Annotated in this window: 20 protein-coding genes and 2 tRNA genes; 1 reads left to right on the plus strand and 21 read right to left on the minus strand. The window is 46.2% G+C overall.

What is annotated here, in order from left to right; genetic code table 11:
- Positions 1 to 88 precede the first annotated feature (88 nt).
- From MMG82_RS03275 to pnp, 7 genes are all read right to left on the minus strand, one after another.
- Positions 89 to 928: an outer membrane protein OmpK gene (locus MMG82_RS03275; protein WP_037415346.1), complete on the minus strand. Its 840-nt coding sequence runs from the start codon at positions 926 to 928 to the stop codon at positions 89 to 91.
- Positions 929 to 1,276: 348 nt separating this feature from the next.
- Positions 1,277 to 2,536, minus strand: coding sequence for a NupC/NupG family nucleoside CNT transporter (locus MMG82_RS03280; protein WP_037415347.1), 1,260 nt, complete (start codon positions 2,534 to 2,536; stop codon positions 1,277 to 1,279).
- 176 nt (positions 2,537 to 2,712) lie between these two features.
- The gene (locus MMG82_RS03285; protein WP_172587603.1) at positions 2,713 to 3,477 is read right to left on the minus strand and encodes a TatD family hydrolase; all 765 of its coding nucleotides are present in this window, start codon (positions 3,475 to 3,477) and stop codon (positions 2,713 to 2,715) included.
- Between the two features lie 10 nt (positions 3,478 to 3,487).
- Positions 3,488 to 3,670, minus strand: a complete 183-nt coding sequence (locus tag MMG82_RS21655) for a hypothetical protein (RefSeq protein ID WP_306299126.1) — start codon at positions 3,668 to 3,670, stop codon at positions 3,488 to 3,490.
- A gap of 69 nt (positions 3,671 to 3,739) precedes the next feature.
- A complete protein-coding gene (gene prfC, locus MMG82_RS03290; RefSeq protein WP_037415348.1) occupies positions 3,740 to 5,320 on the minus strand; it encodes a peptide chain release factor 3 in 1,581 nt (526 codons plus the stop codon).
- A gap of 99 nt (positions 5,321 to 5,419) precedes the next feature.
- The gene (gene nlpI, locus MMG82_RS03295) at positions 5,420 to 6,322 is read right to left on the minus strand and encodes a lipoprotein NlpI (protein ID WP_047535362.1); all 903 of its coding nucleotides are present in this window, start codon (positions 6,320 to 6,322) and stop codon (positions 5,420 to 5,422) included.
- 191 nt (positions 6,323 to 6,513) lie between these two features.
- Entirely contained in the window at positions 6,514 to 8,613 is a 2,100-nt protein-coding gene (gene pnp / locus MMG82_RS03300; protein ID WP_037415351.1) for a polyribonucleotide nucleotidyltransferase, read from the minus strand.
- Between the two features lie 195 nt (positions 8,614 to 8,808).
- Here pnp and MMG82_RS03305 point away from each other — a divergent pair, with 195 nt between their 5' ends.
- On the plus strand, positions 8,809 to 10,863 hold the full coding sequence (locus tag MMG82_RS03305) for an EAL domain-containing protein (RefSeq protein WP_047535359.1): 2,055 nt from the start codon (positions 8,809 to 8,811) through the stop codon (positions 10,861 to 10,863).
- 86 nt (positions 10,864 to 10,949) lie between these two features.
- On the opposite strand, the gene rpsO is transcribed toward MMG82_RS03305, so the two are convergent.
- From rpsO to rlmE, 14 genes are all read right to left on the minus strand, one after another.
- Complete coding sequence (gene rpsO, locus MMG82_RS03310) at positions 10,950 to 11,219, minus strand: 30S ribosomal protein S15 (RefSeq protein WP_037415266.1); 270 nt, start codon at positions 11,217 to 11,219, stop codon at positions 10,950 to 10,952.
- A 125-nt stretch (positions 11,220 to 11,344) separates the two neighbouring features.
- A complete protein-coding gene (gene truB / locus MMG82_RS03315) occupies positions 11,345 to 12,298 on the minus strand; it encodes a tRNA pseudouridine(55) synthase TruB (protein WP_047535357.1) in 954 nt (317 codons plus the stop codon).
- Complete coding sequence (gene rbfA, locus MMG82_RS03320; RefSeq protein ID WP_047535354.1) at positions 12,298 to 12,741, minus strand: 30S ribosome-binding factor RbfA; 444 nt, start codon at positions 12,739 to 12,741, stop codon at positions 12,298 to 12,300. Before rbfA ends, truB begins: the two co-directional genes overlap by 1 nt.
- Before the next feature lie 66 nt (positions 12,742 to 12,807).
- Complete coding sequence (gene infB / locus MMG82_RS03325) at positions 12,808 to 15,465, minus strand: translation initiation factor IF-2 (RefSeq protein ID WP_037415258.1); 2,658 nt, start codon at positions 15,463 to 15,465, stop codon at positions 12,808 to 12,810.
- Between the two features lie 25 nt (positions 15,466 to 15,490).
- Complete coding sequence (nusA, locus tag MMG82_RS03330; RefSeq protein ID WP_037415246.1) at positions 15,491 to 16,990, minus strand: transcription termination factor NusA; 1,500 nt, start codon at positions 16,988 to 16,990, stop codon at positions 15,491 to 15,493.
- 29 nt (positions 16,991 to 17,019) lie between these two features.
- The gene (rimP, locus tag MMG82_RS03335; RefSeq protein ID WP_037415241.1) at positions 17,020 to 17,475 is read right to left on the minus strand and encodes a ribosome maturation factor RimP; all 456 of its coding nucleotides are present in this window, start codon (positions 17,473 to 17,475) and stop codon (positions 17,020 to 17,022) included.
- Positions 17,476 to 17,643: 168 nt separating this feature from the next.
- A tRNA-Met gene (locus MMG82_RS03340) sits at positions 17,644 to 17,720 on the minus strand.
- Between the two features lie 83 nt (positions 17,721 to 17,803).
- Positions 17,804 to 17,890: transfer RNA gene (locus tag MMG82_RS03345), tRNA-Leu, on the minus strand.
- Between the two features lie 11 nt (positions 17,891 to 17,901).
- Entirely contained in the window at positions 17,902 to 18,234 is a 333-nt protein-coding gene (gene secG / locus MMG82_RS03350; protein WP_011716140.1) for a preprotein translocase subunit SecG, read from the minus strand.
- 1 nt (position 18,235) lies between these two features.
- Positions 18,236 to 19,018 carry a triose-phosphate isomerase gene (gene tpiA / locus MMG82_RS03355; RefSeq protein ID WP_011071430.1) on the minus strand — a complete coding sequence of 261 codons (783 nt, stop codon included), beginning with the start codon at positions 19,016 to 19,018 and terminating at the stop codon, positions 18,236 to 18,238.
- 193 nt (positions 19,019 to 19,211) lie between these two features.
- On the minus strand, positions 19,212 to 20,549 hold the full coding sequence (glmM, locus tag MMG82_RS03360) for a phosphoglucosamine mutase (protein ID WP_047535342.1): 1,338 nt from the start codon (positions 20,547 to 20,549) through the stop codon (positions 19,212 to 19,214).
- A gap of 74 nt (positions 20,550 to 20,623) precedes the next feature.
- Positions 20,624 to 21,457 (minus strand): dihydropteroate synthase, encoded by an 834-nt coding sequence (folP, locus tag MMG82_RS03365; protein ID WP_047535337.1) that lies wholly within the window; start codon positions 21,455 to 21,457, stop codon positions 20,624 to 20,626.
- Between the two features lie 158 nt (positions 21,458 to 21,615).
- Positions 21,616 to 23,589: an ATP-dependent zinc metalloprotease FtsH gene (gene ftsH, locus MMG82_RS03370; RefSeq protein ID WP_037429699.1), complete on the minus strand. Its 1,974-nt coding sequence runs from the start codon at positions 23,587 to 23,589 to the stop codon at positions 21,616 to 21,618.
- Between the two features lie 29 nt (positions 23,590 to 23,618).
- The gene (gene rlmE / locus MMG82_RS03375) at positions 23,619 to 24,248 is read right to left on the minus strand and encodes a 23S rRNA (uridine(2552)-2'-O)-methyltransferase RlmE (RefSeq protein WP_011625490.1); all 630 of its coding nucleotides are present in this window, start codon (positions 24,246 to 24,248) and stop codon (positions 23,619 to 23,621) included.
- Positions 24,249 to 24,256: the final 8 nt, after the last annotated feature.

Below are 24,256 nucleotides of genomic sequence, written 5' to 3' on the forward strand. Positions count from 1 at the left end.
TGCTCAAATTATAAATGGGTTTAGATAAAGATTCATGACACATAAAAGATGGAGCCGCCATCGCGGCTCCAACGGCTCTTACAAGAAATTAAAACTTGTAAGTAGCAGACAGGTAGTGTGACCAACCTGTTGATTCTAGAGCCAGTGCACCAGCACCGTCTTCTAACAGGTAAACGTCTTTGAAGCCTTTCAGGCCATAGCCCAGAGCGTAACGATCTGAGTGCCAGTATAGACCGAAGAAGATGTTACCACCGTTAGAGGTTTTTGGTACGAAAGCAGTCTTGTCTTCGTCAGCACCAAATTGGTAATCGATATAACCTTGGAATGACAGGAAGCTCTTGTTGTCGAAAAAGTAGAAAGGCTTGAACCAGTTAGCAGAGAATTGGTAACCGTTCCACTCTTTAGCGTTCATGTCGTAGAAACCGTACAGGTTCATACCTGTTTTGCCTAACCAAGGCACGTTTACGTCAGCACCAACACCCCAGAAAGTAGAGTTAACGCCTTCACCGTTCAGACCATCCCAGTTGAACAGAGTAGAGAAGTAAACTTCTTGTACTGGGCCGAAAGATAAATCTTTACCCGTTAATGCATCGATAGAAACACGTGGAGCAAATTTCATGAACAGTTTGCTAGTGCCAGAACCTGGGTTCTTGTCACCGTTGCTGCTTGATTGGTTTGCTAAGTTGAATACGTCAACATAACCATAGAGATCGAATACACCAGAACGGCCGCCGAACTCCATTTCTAAGTAGTTGTGTTGGTCGCCAGTAGCTGGGTTATCAGGCTTTTCGCCGATAGAGTACATAGCGTTGAACTGCATCCACTTGTAGTCAGAACCGTGAAGGTCAGTACGGTCTGCAGCAAATGCGTTGCCAGAGATTGCTGCTACTGCTGTAGCGGCTAAAGCTAAAGTTTTAACGTTTTTCATCATCAACCCCATTATTTTGGTTGCTACCGTCTAGGGTAGCGTTCTTTTTGTGGCGCTCGCATTTTACCTCGATTAAAAAAAATCTCAATAATCTTGCGTAAAATCACGAACACAAAATTCTTAATTGTGAACAAAGTCGCGACTTATTGTTTACGACTAATTAACTTAACCGTACGTCACGACCGTAAGACAGCATCACAGCTAAAGTTTAGTTGTAATCTGACCTATACAATCGGAGAAACTATTCACTACAGGAATCACTACTGGAAAATGGTTGAATTAACTTAGGTCCTGCCCTGCATGGTCAGGACCTAGTTAGTGGGGAATCTCTCCCCAACGTTTCTGTGCTTAGATAGCTAAGAACAGACCCGCAATTGTTGCACTCATTAAGTTAGCTAACGAGCCTGCGATAACCGCACGAATACCCATTTTAGCTAAATCGTGACGACGGTTAGGAGCCATAGCACCTAAACCACCCAACAGAATCGCGATAGAAGACAAGTTCGCAAAACCACACAGTGCAAACGAAACAATCGCTTTGGTTCTGTCGGTCATAGCTAAACCAGTTTCAGCCACAACCATACCGCCATCAGCGATGTCTTTTAAGTATGGAGCAAAGTTCAGGTAAGCTACGAATTCGTTAACAATGATCTTTTGACCAATGAAAGAACCAGCAACTAATGCTTCATTCCAAGGCACACCGATAAGGAATGCTAAAGGCATGAACACATAGCCAAGGATCAGTTCCAGTGTTAAACCTTCAACACCAAACCAACCACCTACACCACCGATGATGCCGTTGATCATAGCGATCAAGCCAACGAAGGCTAACAGCATTGCACCTACGTTCAGCGCTAAATGCATACCAGATGAAGCACCCGCAGCAGCAGCGTCTAATACGTTAGCTGGCTTATCAGGATCTTCTGGTAATTCATCCATGTCGTTTTTAGCAACTTCAGTTTCTGGGTGCATCAGTTTAGCCATTAATAGACCACCTGGTGCCGCCATGAATGACGCAGCAACTAAGTACTCAATAGGCACGCCCATTTGCGCGTAACCAGCCAATACTGAACCTGCGATAGAAGCTAAACCACCCACCATGATCGCAAACAGTTCTGATTGAGTCATAGTAGGAATGAATGGACGAACAACTAACGGCGCTTCAGTTTGACCAACGAAGATGTTAGCAGTCGCAGACATAGATTCAGTACGGCTTGTGCCTAATGCTTTTTGCAGACCACCACCGATGATACGGATGATCCACTGCATTACGCCTAAATAGTACAGAACGGCGATTAGAGAAGAGAAGAACACAATAACTGGCAACACGTTTACCGCGAAGATAAAGCCAAGTTTGAAGTTAGCTAAATCACCGAACAGGAAACCGATACCGTTTTGTGCATAACCGATAACGCTAGATACGGCGTCAGATACACCTTTCAGGATATCTTTACCGACAGGAACGTACAGTACAAAACCACCGAAGGCAGCTTGGATGGCTAATGCCCCACCCACAGTACGCAAGTTAATTGCTTTTTTGTTATTCGATAGGAGGAAACCTATCGCAAGTAGGACGACCACCCCTACTAAGCTCATCAATATATTCATTAACCATCACCCTATTGTTAACACTTTTTAATTATGTTGTTAATCAACCTATTTCCGAGTCAGATTATACCCGAGAGAAAGTCGAAAATCGTCGTTTTGATCAAAATTTTGGAGTTTAATTTCAATCGCTTAGAGCAAAATGCTATTGCGACATACACCTGTTTAACCAAAAACAACTAAAGGTCAAACAGTTGCATTGCATTCGACACCAAGTGTTCTGATATTAGAACACTAGATTTTTTTTGCAAAGTTGCAATTTTGTCTATAAAAAGTACAGCATTAGCGGGTTGATTGCGTTTTTCTGTAACATTTAGCGGAGTCATGGCTGGAGAATCAGTCTCAAGTAGGAAACTTTCTAAGGGTAATTCACTGACAGTTTTGAGCAGTTTTTTCGCATTCGGATTCATCACTAAACCACCAATGCCTAGTTTAAAACCTAGCTTAGTGTATTCGAGTGCAATATCAGGACTGCCAGAAAAGGCGTGTATTACGCCCGCTTTTGGGAGTTTATGGCGCTTTAAATGGAATAGCACCTCTTGATGTGCCTTTACCGCATGGACGATAACGGGCAAATTCTGCTCATAAGCAAGCGCCAACTGAGCGTCAAAAAATGCTAACTGGTTGCTCCAATTGTCAGCATAAAGTTTGTCTAACCCACACTCACCAATGGCAACAAAACGGGGACATTCTCGTAACTGAGCAACCTGTAATGTTAATTCTGTGATGGCCTTATCAACATCTTCCGGGCAAAACCAAGGATGGATCCCTAAGGCAAAATAACACTGGTATTGCTCAGCAATGGCCAATTGTTTAGTCCAGTGTTGTGGTGAGACCCCTGGGATAATCAGATTATCGATGCCCGCATGATGCATACGCTGTATGACTTGATCGCGGTCACTATCAAACTCGACAAAATCGAGGTGCGCGTGAGTATCTAGCATCATCAATCTGTCACTCCGTTTTTGTGTCTCCATTCGATGATTGCGCTTTTATTTGACAATCAGCTTTAGTTCGAATTAGTGGCGGATCTTCTAATCTTGGCATGCAACAACGGCGATTCTCGGGCGTGAGTCCCATCTTGTCGCACCAACGGATATAAGCCTGCCACGCGCGAGTTATCCAACTTATCATCAGTCACCTCACAAATTTTAGATACAAAAAAGGCGGTGAATCACCGCCTTTAACCCTAGAGCTACTTACCTGTTAGTGCTCGCGCGTTTTAGCGAACTCGATATCAGGGTATCTTTCCATTGAAAGATTTAAGTTAACCATAGTTGGCGCAATGTAAGTTAAGTTATCACCACCGTCGAGCGCCAAGTTTTGGCTACACTTGCGGCGGAACTCTTCTAGCTTACGCTCATCTTTACAATAAACCCAGCGCGCAGTTGAAACGCTAATACCTTCGTAAATCGCCTCAACGTTGTACTCGCTCTTTAAGCGGCCAACAACCACTTCAAACTGGAGTACACCCACGGCACCCACGATCAAGTCATTGGTATCTAAGGGACGAAACACCTGCACAGCCCCTTCTTCAGATAGCTGAACTAAGCCCTTAAGTAATTGTTTTTGCTTGAGCGGATCGCGCAGACGAATACGGCGGAACATTTCGGGCGCAAAGTTAGGTACACCGGTAAAGCGGAACTTTTCACCTTGAGTGAACGTATCGCCGATACGAATGGTTCCGTGGTTATGTAAACCAATAATATCACCAGGATACGCAACTTCAGCGCGCTCACGGTCGCCCGCCATAAAGGTCAACGCATCGCTGACGTTAACATCTTTGCCGATCCGCACATGGTGCATCTTCATGCCTTGCTCATAGCGACCAGAGCAAACACGCATAAAGGCAACGCGGTCACGGTGCTTAGGATCCATGTTTGCTTGAATTTTAAACACAAAACCGGTGAATTTTTCTTCGTCAGGCATGATCATCCGCACATCGCTTTCACGAGGTAGCGGTTTAGGCGCCCATTCCACAATACCATCGAGGATATGGTCAACACCGAAGTTACCTAATGCGGTACCGAAGAACACTGGTGTAAGCTCACCCTTTAGGAAGGCTTGATGATCAAACTCGTTTGATGCTCCGCGAACCAGTTCCATTTCATCACGCAGATCAGCGGCATAGCTACCAATCGCTTTATCCAGATCAGGGTTATCGATACCTTCAATCACACGGCGCTCTTGAATCGTGTGTCCCAAACCGCTTTGGTATAGCACCACTTCATCGCGCAGAATATGGTAAACACCCTTAAATTCTTTACCGCTACCAATAGGCCAAGTAATAGGCGCACAGGCGATATTAAGTACGTTCTCGACCTCATCCATCAGTTCGATAGGATCGCGAATATCACGGTCGAGTTTGTTCATAAAGGTCACGATGGGTGTATCGCGCAGACGGGTCACTTCCATCAATTTGATGGTACGATCTTCAACACCCTTTGCCGAGTCGATAACCATCAAGCAAGAGTCGACCGCCGTTAAGGTGCGGTAAGTATCTTCCGAGAAGTCTTCGTGGCCAGGGGTGTCGAGTAGGTTAACGAGCGCGCCACCATAGGGAAACTGCATGACAGACGTTGTAATCGAAATACCACGGTCTTTTTCCATTTCCATCCAGTCAGACTTAGCGTGCTGACCCGACTTTTTGCCCTTAACGGTACCCGCTTTTTGCAGCGCGTTTCCGAATAACAGCACTTTTTCGGTAATGGTGGTTTTACCCGCGTCGGGGTGCGATATAATCGCGAAGGTGCGACGTTTATCGACCTCTACTTTATTGTCTGACATTTAACCTATGCACTCGTATCGCTAAAAAAGGCGCAAATTATAGCGCCTCAGTGCGTGCTTGGCTAGGCAAAGCCCAAGATGAGCCTCGGGCGATAAGACTTATTTTGTGCCTTCGAGCAACCCTTTGACCTTTGCCAGCTCAATTCGCGCATATCTATGCTCAACAAAGTCATAAATATTAGTCGCAAGGGCGAGGCGGAAATAATTTGCAGCCTCTTGATATTGCTTATTGGCAATGGCCATTTTGGCAAGATAGAAATAAGCTTCACATAAACGTTCAGCATATTCTTTAGGATGAGTGAGGCCTAACTTGGCATCGGCAAATACCTGTTCACGACTCTTAACGCCCAAATAATAATCAACAATCACGGTTGACCATGCATCCGCTTCAAGCCCCTTACGGTGTTCCTGTAGCTGGCGTTTAGCCTCAACGGTATTATCCTTTGATTGGATCAAATACAACCATAATGCTCGGTAACCATCTTTATTATCGGCAGCATAGAAGGATTGCATATCTTTTAAGGCAAGATCATTACGGTCACCATAATAAAGCGCGATACCACGATTCAAGTAGGCATAATCATAGTTTGGCGATAACTCTAATACGCCATCAAACGCCTCATAGGCACTATCGTATTCCCCCTCTTGGGTATAATAAATACCAAGGAAATTATAGGCATCGGCTAAGTCTGGTTGCAATTTTAGCGCTTGCATAAAATCAATGCGCGCCATTAAACGCAAGCCCACGCTGTCGTAAATTACCCCACGATCGTAATGGAAACGAGCGCGCTGCTCGTTGGTCAATTCAACAGCTGATAAAATCTCATTGAGCTTAGCAAGGGTCACCTCGACTTTATAATCAGTCATCACTGGGGCGATAACCAATTTACCTTCAACGTCATTTTGGTTGTCTAAGGGGGATTGAGTGGTCGCACATCCAGCCAACATCAAGCTGGCACCCGCCAGCACAGCAACAACAGCGGTTCTAATTTTAAGACTCATCCATTTCTACCTTTTTAGATTCCCAACTCACGCAGAAGAATGTTCATGATAGCAATCCCACAACTGGACTGCTATTGAGGAATAGCATTAAACACAACTTTATTAAACCCAAACAAACAAAAAGGAGATCAATTGATCTCCTTTTAGTCACGTCACGTCGAAACTGACACCGATAATGTCTGTTTAGACCATTATTCAGCAGCTGGCTCTTTAGTCTGTGCTTCTTTGATTGACAGTCTTACACGGCCTTGACGATCCACTTCCATCACTTTAACGGTGACTTCTTGGTTCAGTTCAAGGTGGTCAGAGACATTAGCAACACGCTCATCGCTGATTTGCGAAATGTGCACTAAACCATCTTTACCAGGCAGAATGTTAACGAAGGCACCGAAGTCAACGATACGGATAACTTTACCGTTGTAGATACGACCCACTTCAACTTCTGAAGTGATTTCTTCGATACGACGGATAGCTTCTTTGGTGGCTTCACCATTAGAAGAAGCAATTCTTACTGTACCGTCATCTTCAAGCTCGATAGTCGTGCCGGTTTCTTCGGTCAGTGCACGAATTACCGCGCCGCCTTTACCGATAACATCACGGATCTTCTCTGGGTTGATCTTGATAGTTGTGATACGTGGAGCATGGTCAGAGATATCATCACGGTGCGAACCAATCGCTTGATCCATCACGTTTAGGATATGTACACGTGCGCCATAGGCTTGTTGCAGTGCAATTTCCATGATTTCTTTGGTAATACCTTCGATCTTGATATCCATCTGCAGTGCAGTCACACCGTCACGGGTACCGGCTACTTTGAAGTCCATATCACCTAAGTGGTCTTCATCACCTAAGATGTCAGACAGAACCACAAAGTCATCGCCTTCTTTCACTAGACCCATAGCGATACCCGCTACAGAAGTCTTGATAGGTACACCCGCATCCATCAGCGCAAGAGACGTACCACAGACTGATGCCATAGAGCTTGAACCGTTAGATTCAGTGATTTCAGAAACCACACGCACACTGTATGGGAACTCTTCAGCAGATGGCATTACTGCGTTGATACCGCGCCATGCTAACTTGCCGTGGCCGATTTCACGACGCTTAGGTGAACCCACCATACCTGTCTCACCAACAGAATAAGGAGGGAAGTTGTAGTGCAGCATGAAGCGGCTAGTGCGCTCGCCCATAATGCTATCAATCTTCTGTGCGTCACGCTCAGTACCTAAAGTACAAGTCACCAGCGCTTGGGTTTCGCCACGGGTAAACAGTGCACTACCGTGGGTACGTGGTAATACGCCTGCCAATACGCTTAATGCGCGAATCATATCTGGCTCACGACCATCGATACGCGGCTCACCACGGATGATGCGACCACGAACCACTTTCTTCTCTAAGCTACCGAGCAGACCATCAACTTCACGTAAATCAATGTTAGGATTGCTTGCTAATAACGCTTCTTTCGTTGCAGCTTTAACAACAGCAACTTGAGCATAACGATCTTGCTTTACTTGGATTTTATACGCATCGCCTAAACCCGCTTCAGCAAGCGCTTTAATTTGAGCAACCAGCGTTTCATCTTGCACTGGAGCAGTCCAATTCCAAGCAGGTTTACCGGCTTCTGCTTTGAATTCAGCAATCGCTTTGATAACCACTTGTTGTTGGTCGTGACCATAAACTACTGAGCCTAACATCACTTCTTCTGGTAAGGCTTGAGCTTCTGACTCAACCATCAATACCGCGCTCTCAGTACCTGCAACAACCAAGTTTAGTTGGCTGCTTTCTAACTGAGTCACTGTTGGGTTCAGTACGTATTCGCCATTGATGTAACCCACACGCGCCGCACCTAATGGACCGCTGAATGGAATACCCGAAATGGCAAGCGCCGCCGAAGTACCGATCATCGAAATAATATCTGGCTCGATTTGTGGATCGACAGATACCACAGTGATGATAACTTGAACTTCGTTGGTGAAACCATTGGGGAAAAGAGGACGAATTGGACGGTCGATCAGGCGAGCGATTAATGTCTCATCTTCTGAAGGACGGCCTTCACGCTTAAAGAAACCACCAGGAATTTTACCCGCTGCGTAGCTCTTTTCTTGATAGTTAACAGTCAGAGGAAAGAAGTCACGGCCTGCTTCAGCTTCTTTTTTACCTACAACAGTGACTAACACTGTCGTGTCACCCATACTCGCTAACACGGCTGCATCAGCTTGACGCGCTATAACGCCTGTTTCCAGGGTGACTGTATGTTGACCATACTCAAAACTCTTTACAATTGGATTCACGTGACCCATTCCTTAATTAATGACCTTGAATTACGCGCGTAAGTATACTGCAATTATGAACCATAGATAAAGAGCAGATAATGATGACAAACTGCTATCTTTTCACTAAAGTGGTTAAATCAACAAAGAGTTATGCTCTACAGTGATATAGGCAATCCCCTCTGGTGAAAAATAACAATTAAAAGGAAGATCTGAATGACGGGTCGTTTTAAATCCCTAACTTGGAAACAGACTAACCTCGTCGTTTTTACTGCGTTATTTTTTGCTATCGCTATTTTTATTGTTGAAATTGCCCTTGTGGTGGTATCCACCAAACATCAACTCACGACCACTCAACAGGAATTACTCGATTCGGTAGAACAACCTTCTGCTAACGCCGTTTGGGCACTGGATGATAATCTCGCAAGACAAACCTTAGAAGGTGCAATAAAAGTTGAGCATGTCGGCTCAGCAGTCATCGAACTCGATGATGGCTCCATGTTTGTGTCAGTGAGTAATAATCAGAAAACCAGCTCACAAACTTTTATAAGCCTCAGTAATAAACTGTTTGATGATCTTAAAGAAATTTCACGCCCATTGTATCGTCCCTTCTATTTCGAAGGCACACAAAAACAACAGCTTATTGGCACATTGACTATTTTCTATGACACACAGGAACTGACTAATACCCTCTTTAGCCAACTCAGGTTTAGTTTTTTTGCAACCTTAGCCCGTGCACTTTTGCTCACCTTGGTATTATCTGTCGTCTTCCACCGCTTCTTAACCCAGCCGATAGCCCGGATAAGTGAAGCAATCGATAAAATCGCACCCGATTCGCCCGACGAAAACCTCTTGCCCATGTCCAATGCCCATAAGGATGATGAATTGGGACTGGTAACGTCGAAATTTAATCAGATCTTAATTCAATTTAGTCAAACTCAGTCAAAACTTCGAAAAATGGCAACACGAGATCCACTCACCGGATTGCCTAATCGTACTTTACTGCTCGAAACAATTGCCGTCACAATCCAACGCTCTAGAGTACACAAACGTAGCTTTGCCCTGATGTTTATCGACCTAGATCGCTTTAAAAATATTAATGACTCCCTAGGACACGCCCTTGGCGATCAATTCCTCGCCCGTATCGCTCGCATCCTCGAACGTGTAGTGGGTGATAAAGGCACAGTATCTCGCCTAGGCGGTGATGAATTCGTTATTTTAGCCGACTCAGTTCACTCTCCTGACCAAGCTGCTGACTTTGTCGATAAACTCTTAGTGCAACTTAATGTCCCCATCCAATTGAATGAACACGCGATTCACCCTGCGGCTTCTATCGGAATATCTATCTACCCTGAGGATGGAAATAGCGCCGAAGATCTTATCCGCCATGCCGATATTGCGATGTACAGTGCAAAAGCAGCAGGTTCTAATCAATGGGCTTTCTTCAAACAGCAAATGACAGAACGAGCTGCGGTTAGACTTAGGACAGAGGCATCACTACATGATGCATTGAAAAATAATGAATTTCTGCTCTACTTCCAGCCTAAGCTTGATCTGCAAACAGGTAAAATTACCGGATGTGAAGCCTTAATTCGTTGGCAAAAAGATGGCCGCTTAATTAGTCCCATGTCCTTTATTCCGGTGGCAGAAGAAACCGGCATTATTATTCCTATCGGTCGTTGGGTGATAGAGCAGAGTTGCCGAGTACTGCGGGAGTGGCAGAAGAAATATAACTATGCCATTCCTATCGCAATTAACGTCGCCTCACAACAATTTGCCGACGCAAGCTTAGTCTCTGATATCAAACAAATGGCGCTACGATACCAAATTCAACCAGAGTTATTAGAAATAGAGATTACTGAAACCTCATTAATGAATGATATAGAACTTGCTATCAACAAATTAGAGCAACTTAAATCGGCAGGATTTGGTATCGCGGTAGATGATTTTGGTACTGGTTATTCCTCCCTCTCTTACTTACGCCATCTGCCAATCACCACTATGAAAATTGACCGCTGCTTTGTTTCCGATCTTCCCAAGGATAGTGCAATTGCATCAACAATCTTGATGTTAGGTAAGCAATTAAACCTAACTATTGTGGCTGAAGGGATTGAGAACGAGCTGCAACTCGATTGGCTTAAGAGTAATGAGTGCCAGATAGGTCAAGGCTTTTACTTTAGCCAACCTTTACCACAGGCTGAGTTTGAGACGCTATATATTGCCAGTCAAACTGCAACCATTAGTAATATTGATGGATTACGTGGTGCCTAATGTACTGAGGATATAGTTCAACATACTGAATTTTAGGCAATAAAAAAGGAGGCTAAGCCTCCTTTTTTACGTTAATCGACGAGAGATTAACGACGTAAACCTAACTTTTGGATCAGCTCATTGTAACGTGTAGCTTCGGTACGCTTCAGGTAAGCTAATAACTTACGACGAGCGCTAACCATACGTAACAGACCACGACGTGAGTGGTGATCGTGAATGTGCTCTTTGAAGTGATCTTGCAAATGGTTGATTTGAGCAGTTAACAGCGCAACTTGAACTTCAGTTGAACCAGTGTCGTTTGCGCCACGGCCAAATTCAGCCAGGATTTTTGCTTTCGCTTCAGTACTTAGTGACATGTGTCTCTCCAAATATAAAATGTGAATCCCTAGCCGATCACTAACTCAGCCAGAGGGCGCGCTATTCTACCCATAATCTTTGGCGTGCGCAATAAAAGCGGTGGAATAATATCCGAGCAAATCCATTAAGATGCTTTAGGTTCGTCGTGAATAACGACTAAACGCTTCGGGGCCAGTAAGCCATCATCATTCATCTCACCGATACCAACAAAACGACGTGCAGTCCCTAAGGTAATCCGTACCAGCTTATTTGCTTCTAAGTTCGCGACTCGCACCGCTTGACCTTGCATTAAGTAAGCTGCACTCGCATCAGGGACATTGACCTCAGGAAAATCGGCAACCGCCGTATCCATAGGTAACAGTAACGAATCCAACAAACTGCTTGGATCAAGTTGTTGTTCCTGTGCTTTAGCGACTAAGGCTTCTAGCTGCTCAAGAGTAACCATTTTATCGTAGGGATAATGTGCAACTTGAGTACGGCGCAGCATGATCACATGGGCGCCACAACCGAGCATTTCGCCTAAATCGTCAATAATAGTGCGAATATAAGTGCCCTTAGAGCAATGAATGTCTAAGGTTAGCTCATCGCCTTCTAGACCGATGAAGTTCAGTTCAAAGACAGTGATTGGACGCGCCTCACGCGGCACTTCAATCCCCTCTCGGGCATACTTATACAAGGGTTGACCTTGATATTTGAGCGCTGAATACATGGATGGCACTTGCAAAGTATCACCACGGAAATGCGCTAAGGCGGACATTAACTGCGCCTGTGTAAACTCGAGCGGGCGTGTTTGTACGACTTCGCCGTCTGAGTCGCTGGTATCGGTACGTTGCCCCAGTTTTGCCGTGACCAGATAACGCTTATCCGAATCGAGCAAATGCTGGGAAAACTTAGTCGCTTCACCTAAACAGATTGGCAGCATGCCCGTCGCCAGTGGATCGAGCGCCCCCGTATGCCCCGCTTTGTTGGCATTAAAAAAGCGCTTTACTCGTTGCAATGCAAAGTTGGAGCTCATGCCTGTGGCCTTGTCCAACAATACAATACCGTCGATAAAGCGGCCCTTTGAACGTCTTGCCATTACGCTTTACCTTCGGTGTCATCGCTCTCGTCAATGTCATTATCAACAACATCATCTTCAGCGCTACCAAACTGTTGTTGTTTGGCTTTATCGCTGTTGATGACTTGGCTGACGAGATTAGACATACGCATACCTTCAACCAATGAGCTGTCGTAAACAAAGCGAATTTCTGGCATCACGCGCAATTTCATGCGGCCTGCCACTAAGGTACGAATATAAGGAGCGGCAGCAATCAGCGCGTTCAGCTTTTCTTGCACAACTTCTTTGTCTTCTTCAAAGAAGGTGACAAAGACTTTGGCGTAACTTAAATCGCGAGAAACATCAACGTCATTGACGGTCACAAAACCAATACGGGGATCTTTCATGTCGCGTTGTAGGACAACAGCCAGCTCTTGCTGTAACTGCTGGCCTATACGACGTGTACGACTGAATTCTTTTGCCATAATAGAGTTACCATAATAGCTAATGTCATTAAATTGAAAGGGCGGCTAATGCCGCCCTCTTTATCGTTACAGTGTACGTGCCACTTCGACGGTTTCAAATACTTCGATTTGGTCACCCACGCGGACATCGTTGTAGTTCTTAACACCGATACCACATTCCATGCCATTGCGAACTTCATTAACGTCATCTTTAAAGCGACGTAATGATTCGAGTTCACCTTCGAAGATCACCACGTTATCACGCAGAACGCGAATTGGTGCGCTACGCTTGATGGTGCCTTCAGTCACCATACAACCAGCGATTGCGCCCAGTTTTGGTGATTTGAACACGTCACGAACTTCAGCCAGACCGATAATCTGTTGTTTGAATTCAGGTGACAGCATACCTGTCATCGCCGCTTTCACTTCATCAATCAGATTATAGATAACGCTGTAGTAACGTAAGTCAACACTTTCGTTTTCGATAGTCTTACGCGCTTGCGCATCGGCACGCACGTTAAAGCCAACCATAATCGCGTTAGAAGCCGCAGCTAAAGTCGCGTCGGTTTCGGTCAGAGCACCTACACCACGAGCGATGATGTTTACTTTCACTTCGTCGGTAGACAGACCCATTAAGGAGTCGGTAATCGCTTCGAGTGAACCTTGAACGTCTGCCTTCAGAACGATGTTCAGTTCTTTCACTTCGCCTTCGGTCATGTTCGCGAACATGTTTTCCAGCTTAGACTTCTGCTGACGCGCTAATTTCACATCACGGAACTTGCCTTGACGGTACAGCGCGACTTCACGGGCTTTACGCTCGTCACGCACAACGGTTGCTTCATCACCGGCTGATGGCACACCTGACAGACCTAAAATCTCAACAGGGATTGATGGGCCAGCTTCAGTGATTGAACGACCGTTCTCGTCTTTCATCGCACGGATTTTACCGTACTCTAAACCACATAGAACGATGTCACCTTGGCGCAGTGTACCTTCTTGAACCAGAATCGTTGCTACAGGGCCGCGACCTTTATCCAGTTGAGACTCAATAACCACACCAGCAGCCATACCATCACGAACAGCTTTGAGTTCAAGTACTTCAGCTTGGAGTAAGATACCCTCAAGCAAATCATCAACGCCTTCACCCGTCTTAGCAGATACGAAGGCAAACATGTTGTCTCCGCCCCATTCTTCAGACATCACGCCGTGCTGAGACAATTCGCTCTTCACGCGGTCGATATCGGCTTCTGGCTTGTCCATCTTGTTAACTGCAACAATTAATGGCACGTTACCCGCTTTAGCATGTTGAATCGCTTCAATGGTTTGCGGCATAACACCGTCATCGGCAGCCACAACGAGTACAACGATATCCGTCGCCTTAGCACCACGAGCACGCATTGCGGTAAACGCAGCGTGACCAGGGGTATCTAAGAAAGTGATCATGCCGTTTTCGGTCTCAACATGGTATGCACCAATATGCTGAGTAATACCACCGGCCTCACCCGCTGCCACTTTCGCGCGGCGGATATAGTCAAGGAGCGATGTTTTACCGTGGTCAACGTGACCCATAATGGTTACAACAGGTGCACGAGGCTCAAGCTTCACGCCACCTTCTTCGTCACGCTCAGAAAGTACTTGTTGCTCTAATTCGTTTTCACGAATAAGTACCACTTTGTGGCCCATTTCTTCAGCAACTAATTGGGCAGTTTCTTGATCTAACACTTGGTTGATCGTAACCATTGAGCCCATCTTCATCATTTGCTTGATGATTTCAGTCGCTTTAACTGCCATTAAGTGAGCAAGTTCTGCCACTGTAACTGTTTCACCGATACGCACATCACGGTTAACGGCTGCTACTGGCTTATTGAAGCCATGAGCCATTGATTCTGGCGCTGTGCTGCGGTTACGCATGTGTTTTTCGCGACCATCGCGAGCATCTTTACCACCACGTTTGGTTTTGGCGGTATTTTTGTTACGCGCACGGCGGCCACGTTTTTCTTCATCCATATCAGACGAATCTTCAGCTGCGCGAGCCACTTTAGAGGTAGTGATATGGTGATCGCTATAGCGCTCAGCTTCTAAACGTTGACGCTCTTCTTCGGCCCAACGCTTAGAGTTTTCTTCTGCTAACAGACGCGCTTTTTCTGCCGCTTTGGCGGCTTCTTCGTCTTGTTTACGTTTAGTCGCAGCTTCTTGTACTGCTTTTAAACGTTCAGCTTCCAAACGAGCTGCTTCAGCTTCTGGTGACATATCTTTGGCTACTTTCACTTCCGCTGCGGCTTTCGCTTTTGCTTTCGCTTCAGCTTCTGCCTTCGCTTTCGCCTCTGCTTCCACTTTAGCCTTAGCTTCGGCTTCTGCCTTCGCTTTCGCTTCAGCTTCTGCTTTGGCCTTCGCTTCGGCTTCTGCTTTGGCTTTAGCCTCTTCTTCCGCTTTAAGCACTGCGTCACTCACATCACGTTTAACAAAAGTACGGGTTTTACGCACTTCAACTTTAACGTCTTTAGATTGACCACCATTACCGGCCACACTCAGGGTCGATACGGTTTTACGTTGCAGCGTCATTTTAGTCGGCGCATTATCGGCGCCATGTTGCTTCTTCAGATAATCCAGTAACTGCTGCTTCTCAGCTTCAGACACATTATCAGTGTGGCCTTTCTTAATTCCGGCCTGAGAGAATTGCTCAATCAGACGTTCAACACTTTTACCCACTTCCGTGGCCAATTTCTCTACGGTAGTATCTGCCATCAGTTAAATCCCCCTGTTGATCGACTTATGCTTCTTCGCCAAACCAACAGATGTTGCGGGCAGCCATGATCAGCTCACCTGCTTTTTCTTCTGTCAATTCTTCAATTTCGATCAAATCATCAATGCCTTGTTCAGCCAAGTCTTCTAGAGTCACGATACCTTTGCTCGCTAAAACATAGGCTAAGTGTCTTTCAACACCTTCAAGTGCTAATAACTCTTCACTTGGCTCCACACCATCTAGTGCTTCTTCGGATGCGAGCGCTCGAGTTGAGATCGCAGCCTTAGCACGTTCACGTAATGCTTCGACGAGATCCTCATCAAAGCCATCAATTGCCAATAATTCTGACACAGGTACATAAGCCACTTCTTCGAGCGAAGTAAAACCTTCATCAGCCAGTACTTGTGCAAAATCTTCATCTACATCCAGAGATTTCATGAATAAGCTCTTCACCTTAGCGCTTTCGGCTTGGTGTTTCTTGTTCATGTCTTCCACTGTCATCACGTTCAGTTCCCAGCCTGTTAACTGAGTCGCTAAACGCACGTTTTGACCATTGCGACCAATGGCCTGAGCTAAACTTTCCGCTTCAACAGCGATATCCATTGAGTGGTTGTCTTCATCAACGATGATAGAAGCCACATCAGCTGGCGCCATGGCGTTGATCACATATTGTGCTGGATTATCATCCCACAATACGATATCAACACGCTCACCACCGAGTTCATTCGATACCGCTTGCACACGTGCCCCACGCATACCAACGCAAGCACCAATTGGGTCGATACGACGATCGTTCGATTTCACTGCGATCTTAGCGCGAGCACCTGGGTCACGCGCCGCGCCCATCACTTCGATCAGTTCATCGGCAATTTCCGGCACTTCAACACGGAACAGCTCAATCAGCATGTCAGGCTTAGTGCGAGTTAAAAATAACTGCGCACCACGCGCTTCAGGACGAACAGAGTAAAGCAGTGCACGAACACGGTCACCAGGACGGAAAGATTCGCGTGAAATCAAGTCTTCACGGAATAATACGCCATCAGCATTGTTGCCTAAGTCCACAACTACACTTTCGCGGGTTGCTTTCTTAACGACACCAGTGATCAGCTCACCTTCTTTGTCTTGGAACTGCTCAACCACTTGCGCACGCTCAGCTTCACGTACTTTTTGTACGATCACTTGCTTAGCGGTTTGGGTAGTAATGCGATCGAACGCCACTGATTCAATTTGGTCTTCAATAAATTCACCTGGTTGAATCTCTGGATCTTCGAAACGTGCTGCTTCCAGCGTAATCTCACGGTATGGATTTTCTAACGCAACACCGTTGTCATCGATCACCATCCAACGGCGGAAAGTTTCATAAGCGCCAGTTTTACGGTCGATAGCAACACGGACGTCGATATCACCTTCGTATTTTTTCTTGGTAGCGGTAGCCAGAGCAGTCTCCAGCGCTTCAAAAATCTTCTCGCGTGGAACGGCCTTTTCATTTGAAACCGCTTCAGCGACTAGCAGAATCTCTTTATTCATTTTGTCTTGCCTCGTTCACCTTGAAACCATCAAAACTTTGCGATGATGTTGCCTTTACGGATATTATCCAAGGCGACAACCAGCTCTTTACCATTTACTTTCACCGACAGCATTTGACCGTCAACCTGAGTAATGGCGCCTTTTAAATTACGACTGCCCGCGACAGGCATAGTCAGTTGAAGCTTGACATCCTCGCCGATATAGGACGCATATTGCTCAGCAGTGAACAGCGGTCTATCTACACCAGGCGAAGAAACCTCTAAGGTATATTCAGTAGAAATAGGGTCTTCAACATCGAGCACAGCACTGACTTGGCGACTTACGTTGGCACAATCTTCGATATTGATGCCATTCTCACCATCAATGAACACGCGCAGGACTGAATGGTTACCCGCTTGAACATATTCAATGCCCCAAAGTTGGAAGCCGAGTGCTTCCACAGGCACTTTGAGCATGTCTGCCAGTCTGGATTCTAATGTTGCCAAATTTGACCCCCGAAAAAACAAAAAAGGGCTTAATAGCCCTAGTAAAACGCCGTAAACAATACGACAAATTTAAAAGTCCCAGACAACAAAAAACCCCGTAATGACGAGGTTATTAGCTTCAAGAACCTGTAAACCATAATGAATTAAACAACATTCATTACTAGGAGCTGGTTGCGGGGGCCGGATTTGAACCGACGACCTTCGGGTTATGAGCCCGACGAGCTACCAAGCTGCTCCACCCCGCGTCAACTGTGTGCAAGTATATTGACTATCGTCTTTGCTTGCAATAACTAAGTCAGTTCTTGTTTTGACTTACTTAGTTTAATTATGGTGCCGAGAGCGGGACTTGAACCCGCACGTCCGTTAGGACACAGCCACCTCAAGGCTGCGCGTCTACCAATTTCACCACCTCGGCGACACCTTTTACTAGTCAGGAATTTTGGTTTCTGACTTTTCGGTTGCTTGATCAACTGGCTGGGTAACCTGTTCATCAGCACCTAAATTTTTCCATGCATCTTCATTTTTTGCGTGGTTTGCACTTAAGTTGCCGATCAGCAAACTTAACGTGAAAAACGCAATGGCAAGAATCGCCGTTGTGCGTGTCAGGAAGTTACCTGAACCGCTTGAACCGAATAAGGTACCTGATGCACCGGCGCCAAAAGAGGCACCCATATCAGCTCCTTTACCTTGCTGGATTAAGATTAGGCCAATTAAACCTAATGCAACCAACAAGTAAACAACCACTAAAACTTCATACATATTATGCGCTCATCGCTATAGTACACAGACTTAAAAACTCGGTAGAGTTTAAACTGGCACCGCCAATCAGTCCACCATCAACATCAGGTTGGGCAAATAAATCTGCTGCATTACTCGGTGTCACACTGCCACCGTACAAAATCCTGATATTTTCTCCGATAAACGGAGACACTTCAGAGAGACGCTTGCGTATAAACGCATGTACTTCTTGTGCCTGCTCTGGTGTCGCACTTTTACCAGTCCCTACAGCCCATAATGGCTCGTAAGCGATAATGGCGTTATCAAAAGCCATAGTGCCATTTTTCTGGATTACTATGTCCAACTCTTCTGCAATTACCTCGAAGGTACGTCTTGCTTCACGTGCTGGACCCGATTCACCCACACATAAGATAGGGGTTAAACCGTGCTTTTGTGCAGCGGCAAATTTTTCCGCTACGATATTACTCGTCTCTCCGTACATACGGCGACGTTCTGAATGCCCGATAATCACATATCGACATCCGCAATCTTTAAGCATCTGACCCGAAACTTCTCCGGTATAAGCGCCAAAGTCATGTTGACTTAAATTTTGAGCGCCCATCCTAACAAGTGAACCGTCTAACGCTTCCTTGTTTGCTTCTAGCAGTTGCCTTACGCTTTCTAGATAGATAGAAGGCGGGCATAAAACCACTTCAGCTGAATCATTTTGGAGCTTTGAGGCAAACTTCTTAAACAACTCTTGGGCTAGCGCCGCACTGCCGTTCATCTTCCAATTGCCAGCTACCATAGGACGTCTGAGTGCCATCACTGTCTCCTCTGAAAGCGGCGTGAATAATAGCGAACCACTTATTAAGTTACAATAGCTAAATTCGAAATTTTTCAGATATTAGGTTGGAGTGCTTACTTTTTACACGCCAAACCCTATTCCTGCTCATTAATGCAGCTAACACCTTCATTTTTAATCGGTATCAGCTGCACTCGACTAAAGATTGGTTTGATTAGCTCGCCGATTTTACCGCATCTGCAATCAAATTAGCGTGCGCTAACACAGCATTGTGATCATCACCTTCGACCATCACGCGAATTAACGGTTCAGTACCAGATTTGCGTAGCAATACGCGACCTCGAGCACCCAGTTGTGATTCAACCTGAGCTTGAGCAGCTTTAACTTTATCAGAGCTTAATGGATCATGTTCGCCTTCAAAACGCACATTCACCAACACCTGTGGCAACATTTCCATTGGCGCAGTTAACTGCTCTAAGGTTGCATTTTGACGACGCATGGCCGCCAGCACCAAAATACCAGCAACAATACCATCACCGGTCGTGCCATGGTCGAGGTTAAGAATATGCCCCGAGTTTTCACCGCCGATACGCCAATCGAGTTCTTTGAGTAACTCCATCACATAACGGTCGCCCACTTTAGAGCGAGCAAAGGGAATATCCAACGCCTGAAGTGCTAAATCGAGGCCAAGGTTAGACATTAACGTCCCAACCACACCTCCGCGTAACACACCACGAGCCTTGGCATCACAGGCAAGGATATAAAGAATTTGATCGCCATCGATCACCTCACCTTTGCTATTGACCATCATAATTCGGTCACCATCGCCATCGAGCGCAATCCCTAAATCGGCACTTTCGGCCAAAACAGTTTCGCAAATCTTCGCCATGGACGTTGCGCCGACTTTGTCATTGATATTGACTCCGTTTGGTTTATCACCAATGGCAATCACTTCGGCGCCTAACTCGCGAAATACCGCTGGTGCGATGTGATAAGTAGCACCATGGGCACAATCGACGACAATTTTTAACCCTGTTAATGTGTGATCTGCAGGGAAATTACCTTTACAGTATTCGATGTAACGACCGCGAGCATCTTCAATTCGTGACACTTTGCCCAACAGATGTGATTCAACACACTCTAAGGGCTTTTCTAATTCGGCTTCAATTTCAAGCTCAAGATTATCATCAAGCTTACTGCCATCAGTTGAGAAAAACTTAATGCCGTTATCATAGTAAGGGTTGTGGGAAGCACTAATTACCACACCAGCTTCGGCGCGAAAAGTACGAGTCAAATAAGCCACCGCTGGCGTTGGCATGGGCCCCATCAGCATCACATTCAAACCTGCTGCCGAAAGGCCAGCCTCTAAAGCTGATTCAAACATATACCCCGAGATACGGGTATCTTTACCAATAATCACTTTCTTAGTGCCGCTACGGGATAACACCCGTCCAGCAGCCCAACCCAACTTTAATGCCAGCTCGGGTGTCATCTGGCCTGAACCTACCTTGCCACGAATACCATCGGTTCCAAAAAATTTACGTTCGCTCATATCGCCCCACAAACTTCAATGTGTCCCTTCGATTGGGATCATAATATTAATGAAATACTTAACAAAAATAGCCTCTATAGATATGCCTGTGTCGCTTGTAACACTTTCAGCATATCGACAGTTTCAGGGACATCATGGACACGAATAATATGTGCCCCTTTCTGGGCCGCTATCATGGCGCCAGCAAGGCTCCCAGCTAAGCGCTCAGAGGTCGGCCTAGCAAGGAGGTTTCCTATCATGCTCTTACGGGATAAACCTATCAATATCGGCAGTTCAAACTGCGCAAAACGCTCTAACTTTGCTAGCAGTTCATAGTTATGTTCTAAGGTTTTACCAAAGCCAAAACCTGGGTCGATTAACAACCGTTCCCGCGGGATCCCAGCCTCCAAACAGGCTTGAATACGCTCATTGAGGAATTTAAAGACATCGGCAACAACGTCGTGATATTCGGGCGCCGATTGCATAGTACGCGGCGCGCCCTGCATGTGCATCAAACAAATGGGCACATTCAACTGCGCCGCAGTCTCTAGTGCCCCAGGCTCCAATAACGCCCGAACATCGTTGATTAAGTGCGCGCCAGCATTTACCGCCTGTCGCATCACTTCTGGTTTACTGGTATCAACCGAAATCCACACATCATGGTGTTTCGCGACATATTCTACCAAAGGGACCACCCGTGCGAGTTCATCATCAACACTCACATCGGCCGCCCCAGGCCTTGTCGACTCGCCACCGATATCGATGATGAGCGCTCCTTGAGCAACCATTTCATCGGCATGCTGGCAAGCCAGTTCAAAAGAAGAAAACTTTCCACCGTCGGAAAAAGAATCGGGAGTAACATTCAGAATGCCCATGACTACGGGCGAAGCTAAGGATAAGCGTTTGGTTCCAGCAATTAATTCAAACACGCATTGACTCCATTTGGGACAGCTTGCTAGCGCGTTTCATCCGTATTCTGCGCAGTTCACTCATGTAACTGATTTATATTGAATGACAGCGCAGTCAATTTTCTAGCAAGATAAAACAAGAAAACCCCTTAACGGGGTTCTCTTTCAATTAACAAACGTTATTTAGCGGGTGACTCATCGGCATCTTTCAGCTCTGACTCAACAGGCGCTGACTTAACCACTTCGTCGACTTTAACCGCAGGTTCACCTTTGCCATTGCCTTTGTCATTTGAACCATTGTCATCTGCTTGCCAATCAGCAGGCTGACGCACTTCACGACGGTTCATCAAATCGTCAATTTGCAGTGAATCAATGGTTTCATACTTCATCAGCGCGTCTTTCATCGAATGCAGAATATCGATGTTATCCAGCAGAATTTGCTTGGCACGGCCGTAGTTTTTGTCGATAAAGGCCTTCACTTCAGCATCGATAAGCGTCGCAGTCTCATCGGACATCGCCTTGGCTTTACCCATGCTACGACCTAAGAACACTTCACCTTCTTCCTCGGCATAGAGTAATGGACCAAGCTTGTCGGAGAAGCCCCATTGGGTCACCATATTACGGGCAATCGATGTGGCGTATTTAATGTCTTGCGAAGCACCTGTAGACACTTTTTCGCTACCGTAGATCAGCTCTTCGGCTAAACGACCACCGTAGGCAACCGAAATCTGGCTTTCTAACTTACGACGGCTTTGGCTAATCGCATCGGCCTCAGGTAAGAAGAAGGTCACGCCGAGTGCACGACCACGTGGAATAATGGTGACCTTGTGCACAGGGTCATGCTCTGGCACTAAACAGCCCACAATCGCGTGGCCCGCTTCGTGGTATGCCGTCATTTCTTTTTCGGCTTCCGACATCACCATAGAGCGGCGCTCAGCACCCATCATGATCTTGTCTTTTGCACGCTCGAATTCTTCCATACCGACCACACGGCGGTTACCGCGCGCCGCAAACAGTGCAGCCTCGTTAACTAAGTTGGCTAAATCGGCACCGGAGAAACCTGGCGTACCACGGGCAATCACACTCGCTTTAACATCTTCAGAAAGTGGCACTTTACGCATATGCACTTTAAGGATTTGCTCACGACCGCGAACATCTGGCAAGCCAACAACCACTTGACGGTCAAAACGACCTGGACGCAGCAGCGCAGAGTCCAATACGTCAGGACGGTTGGTCGCCGCAATCACGATAATCCCTTCGTTACCTTCGAAGCCGTCCATCTCAACCAGCATTTGGTTAAGGGTTTGCTCACGCTCATCGTGACCACCACCTAAGCCTGCGCCACGTTGGCGACCTACGGCATCGATTTCGTCGATGAAGATAATACAAGGGGCTGATTTCTTCGCTTGTTCGAACATATCACGCACACGAGATGCACCAACACCGACGAACATTTCCACGAAGTCAGAACCCGAAATGGTAAAGAAAGGCACCTTTGACTCGCCAGCAATCGCTTTAGCAAGCAAGGTTTTACCTGTACCTGGTGGGCCAACCATGAGCACGCCCGTTGGAATACGGCCACCCAGTTTTTGGAATTTGGTTGGATCACGCAGATAATCGACCAGCTCTTTCACTTCTTCTTTGGCTTCATCACAGCCAGCAACGTCAGCAAAAGTGGTCTTGATTTGGTCTTCGCTCATCAGCTTGGCTTTGCTCTTGCCAAAGGACATAGCGCCTTTGCCACCGCCGCCCTGCATCTGGCGCATAAAGAAAATCCATACCCCAATCAGCAGCAACATCGGGAACCAAGAAATAAAGATCTGGGTTAAGAACCCCGATTCTTCGGCTTCTTGGCCTTTCATGGTGATGCCTTTACGGTCAAGATCATTAATTAAATCTTGGTCATACAGTGGCATGATGGTCGTGAATTTTTCGCCCGTGCGCTTAGAACCTTCGATAGTACGTTGGTCACTTTTCACTTCAACGCTGGCGACTTGTCCATCACGAACATTGTCTAGGAAAGTAGAATAATCCATCTTCTGCGATGACGAAGAAGAGGGGGAGTAACCCTGAAACACTGACATCAGCACAACGGCGATGACAACCCAGAGTATTAGATTTTTTGCCATGTCACTCAAATTACTAGACCTCATAAAGTCTTGCGATGATTAACGCTAGGGTACTACAACTTGTACCCTGTCGCCACAAGATAGACCTCACGGGAGCGTGCCCGCGACGAGTCCGGTTTACGTGTTTTTACGACTTTGAATGCCTCTTTAACCGCTTTCATATATTCGTCAAACCCCTCCCCCTGAAAGACTTTGACCGCAAAACTGCCGTTAGGTGCCAACACTTGATGACACATATCTAACGCCAACTCGACTAAATACATGGCGCGCGGCTGATCGACACCATCTGAACCACTCATGTTGGGCGCCATATCAGACAATACAACGTCAACCTTATCCGCACCGACGCGAGTTAGCAATGCTTCGAGCACTTTCTCTTCACGAAAGTCCCCTTGCAAGAAATCCACGCCGACGATGGGATCCATAGGTAAAATATCACAGGCGATAACTTTACCTTTGTCTCCAGCTAGCTTAACAGCAACCTGTGACCAGCCACCTGGAGCGGCCCCTAAGTCAACAACCGTCATACCTGGGCGGATCAATTGATCCTTTTGCTGAAGCTCTTCAAGCTTAAACGCAGCGCGAGAACGCAATCCCCGTTTCTGTGCTAGTTTGACATAATGATCATCAAAGTGTTCCAGCATCCAGCGATTGGAACTGGCCGTACGTTTTTTACCTGACATTTAAAATC

It is taken from the genome of Shewanella sp. MM_2022_3, assembly GCF_022557375.1.
Taxonomy (GTDB): Bacteria; Pseudomonadota; Gammaproteobacteria; order Enterobacterales; family Shewanellaceae; genus Shewanella; species Shewanella xiamenensis.

What these genes read in the sequence shown, in the direction of transcription:
- MMG82_RS03305 (WP_047535359.1), top strand. Translation starts at nt 8,809, where the DNA reads ATGACGGGTCGTTTTAAATCCCTAACTTGGAAACAGACTAACCTCGTC.
- MMG82_RS03275 (WP_037415346.1), bottom strand. Translation starts at nt 928, where the DNA reads ATGAAAAACGTTAAAACTTTAGCTTTAGCCGCTACAGCAGTAGCAGCA.
- MMG82_RS03285 (WP_172587603.1), bottom strand. Translation starts at nt 3,477, where the DNA reads ATGCTAGATACTCACGCGCACCTCGATTTTGTCGAGTTTGATAGTGAC.
- infB (WP_037415258.1), bottom strand. Translation starts at nt 15,465, where the DNA reads ATGGCAGATACTACCGTAGAGAAATTGGCCACGGAAGTGGGTAAAAGT.
- nlpI (WP_047535362.1), bottom strand. Translation starts at nt 6,322, where the DNA reads ATGAGTCTTAAAATTAGAACCGCTGTTGTTGCTGTGCTGGCGGGTGCC.
- rbfA (WP_047535354.1), bottom strand. Translation starts at nt 12,741, where the DNA reads ATGGCAAAAGAATTCAGTCGTACACGTCGTATAGGCCAGCAGTTACAG.
- glmM (WP_047535342.1), bottom strand. Translation starts at nt 20,549, where the DNA reads ATGAGCGAACGTAAATTTTTTGGAACCGATGGTATTCGTGGCAAGGTA.
- secG (WP_011716140.1), bottom strand. Translation starts at nt 18,234, where the DNA reads ATGTATGAAGTTTTAGTGGTTGTTTACTTGTTGGTTGCATTAGGTTTA.
- tpiA (WP_011071430.1), bottom strand. Translation starts at nt 19,018, where the DNA reads ATGGCACTCAGACGTCCTATGGTAGCTGGCAATTGGAAGATGAACGGC.
- rpsO (WP_037415266.1), bottom strand. Translation starts at nt 11,219, where the DNA reads ATGTCACTAAGTACTGAAGCGAAAGCAAAAATCCTGGCTGAATTTGGC.
- nusA (WP_037415246.1), bottom strand. Translation starts at nt 16,990, where the DNA reads ATGAATAAAGAGATTCTGCTAGTCGCTGAAGCGGTTTCAAATGAAAAG.
- ftsH (WP_037429699.1), bottom strand. Translation starts at nt 23,589, where the DNA reads ATGAGGTCTAGTAATTTGAGTGACATGGCAAAAAATCTAATACTCTGG.
- rlmE (WP_011625490.1), bottom strand. Translation starts at nt 24,248, where the DNA reads ATGTCAGGTAAAAAACGTACGGCCAGTTCCAATCGCTGGATGCTGGAA.
- truB (WP_047535357.1), bottom strand. Translation starts at nt 12,298, where the DNA reads ATGGCAAGACGTTCAAAGGGCCGCTTTATCGACGGTATTGTATTGTTG.
- prfC (WP_037415348.1), bottom strand. Translation starts at nt 5,320, where the DNA reads ATGTCAGACAATAAAGTAGAGGTCGATAAACGTCGCACCTTCGCGATT.
- MMG82_RS03280 (WP_037415347.1), bottom strand. Translation starts at nt 2,536, where the DNA reads ATGAATATATTGATGAGCTTAGTAGGGGTGGTCGTCCTACTTGCGATA.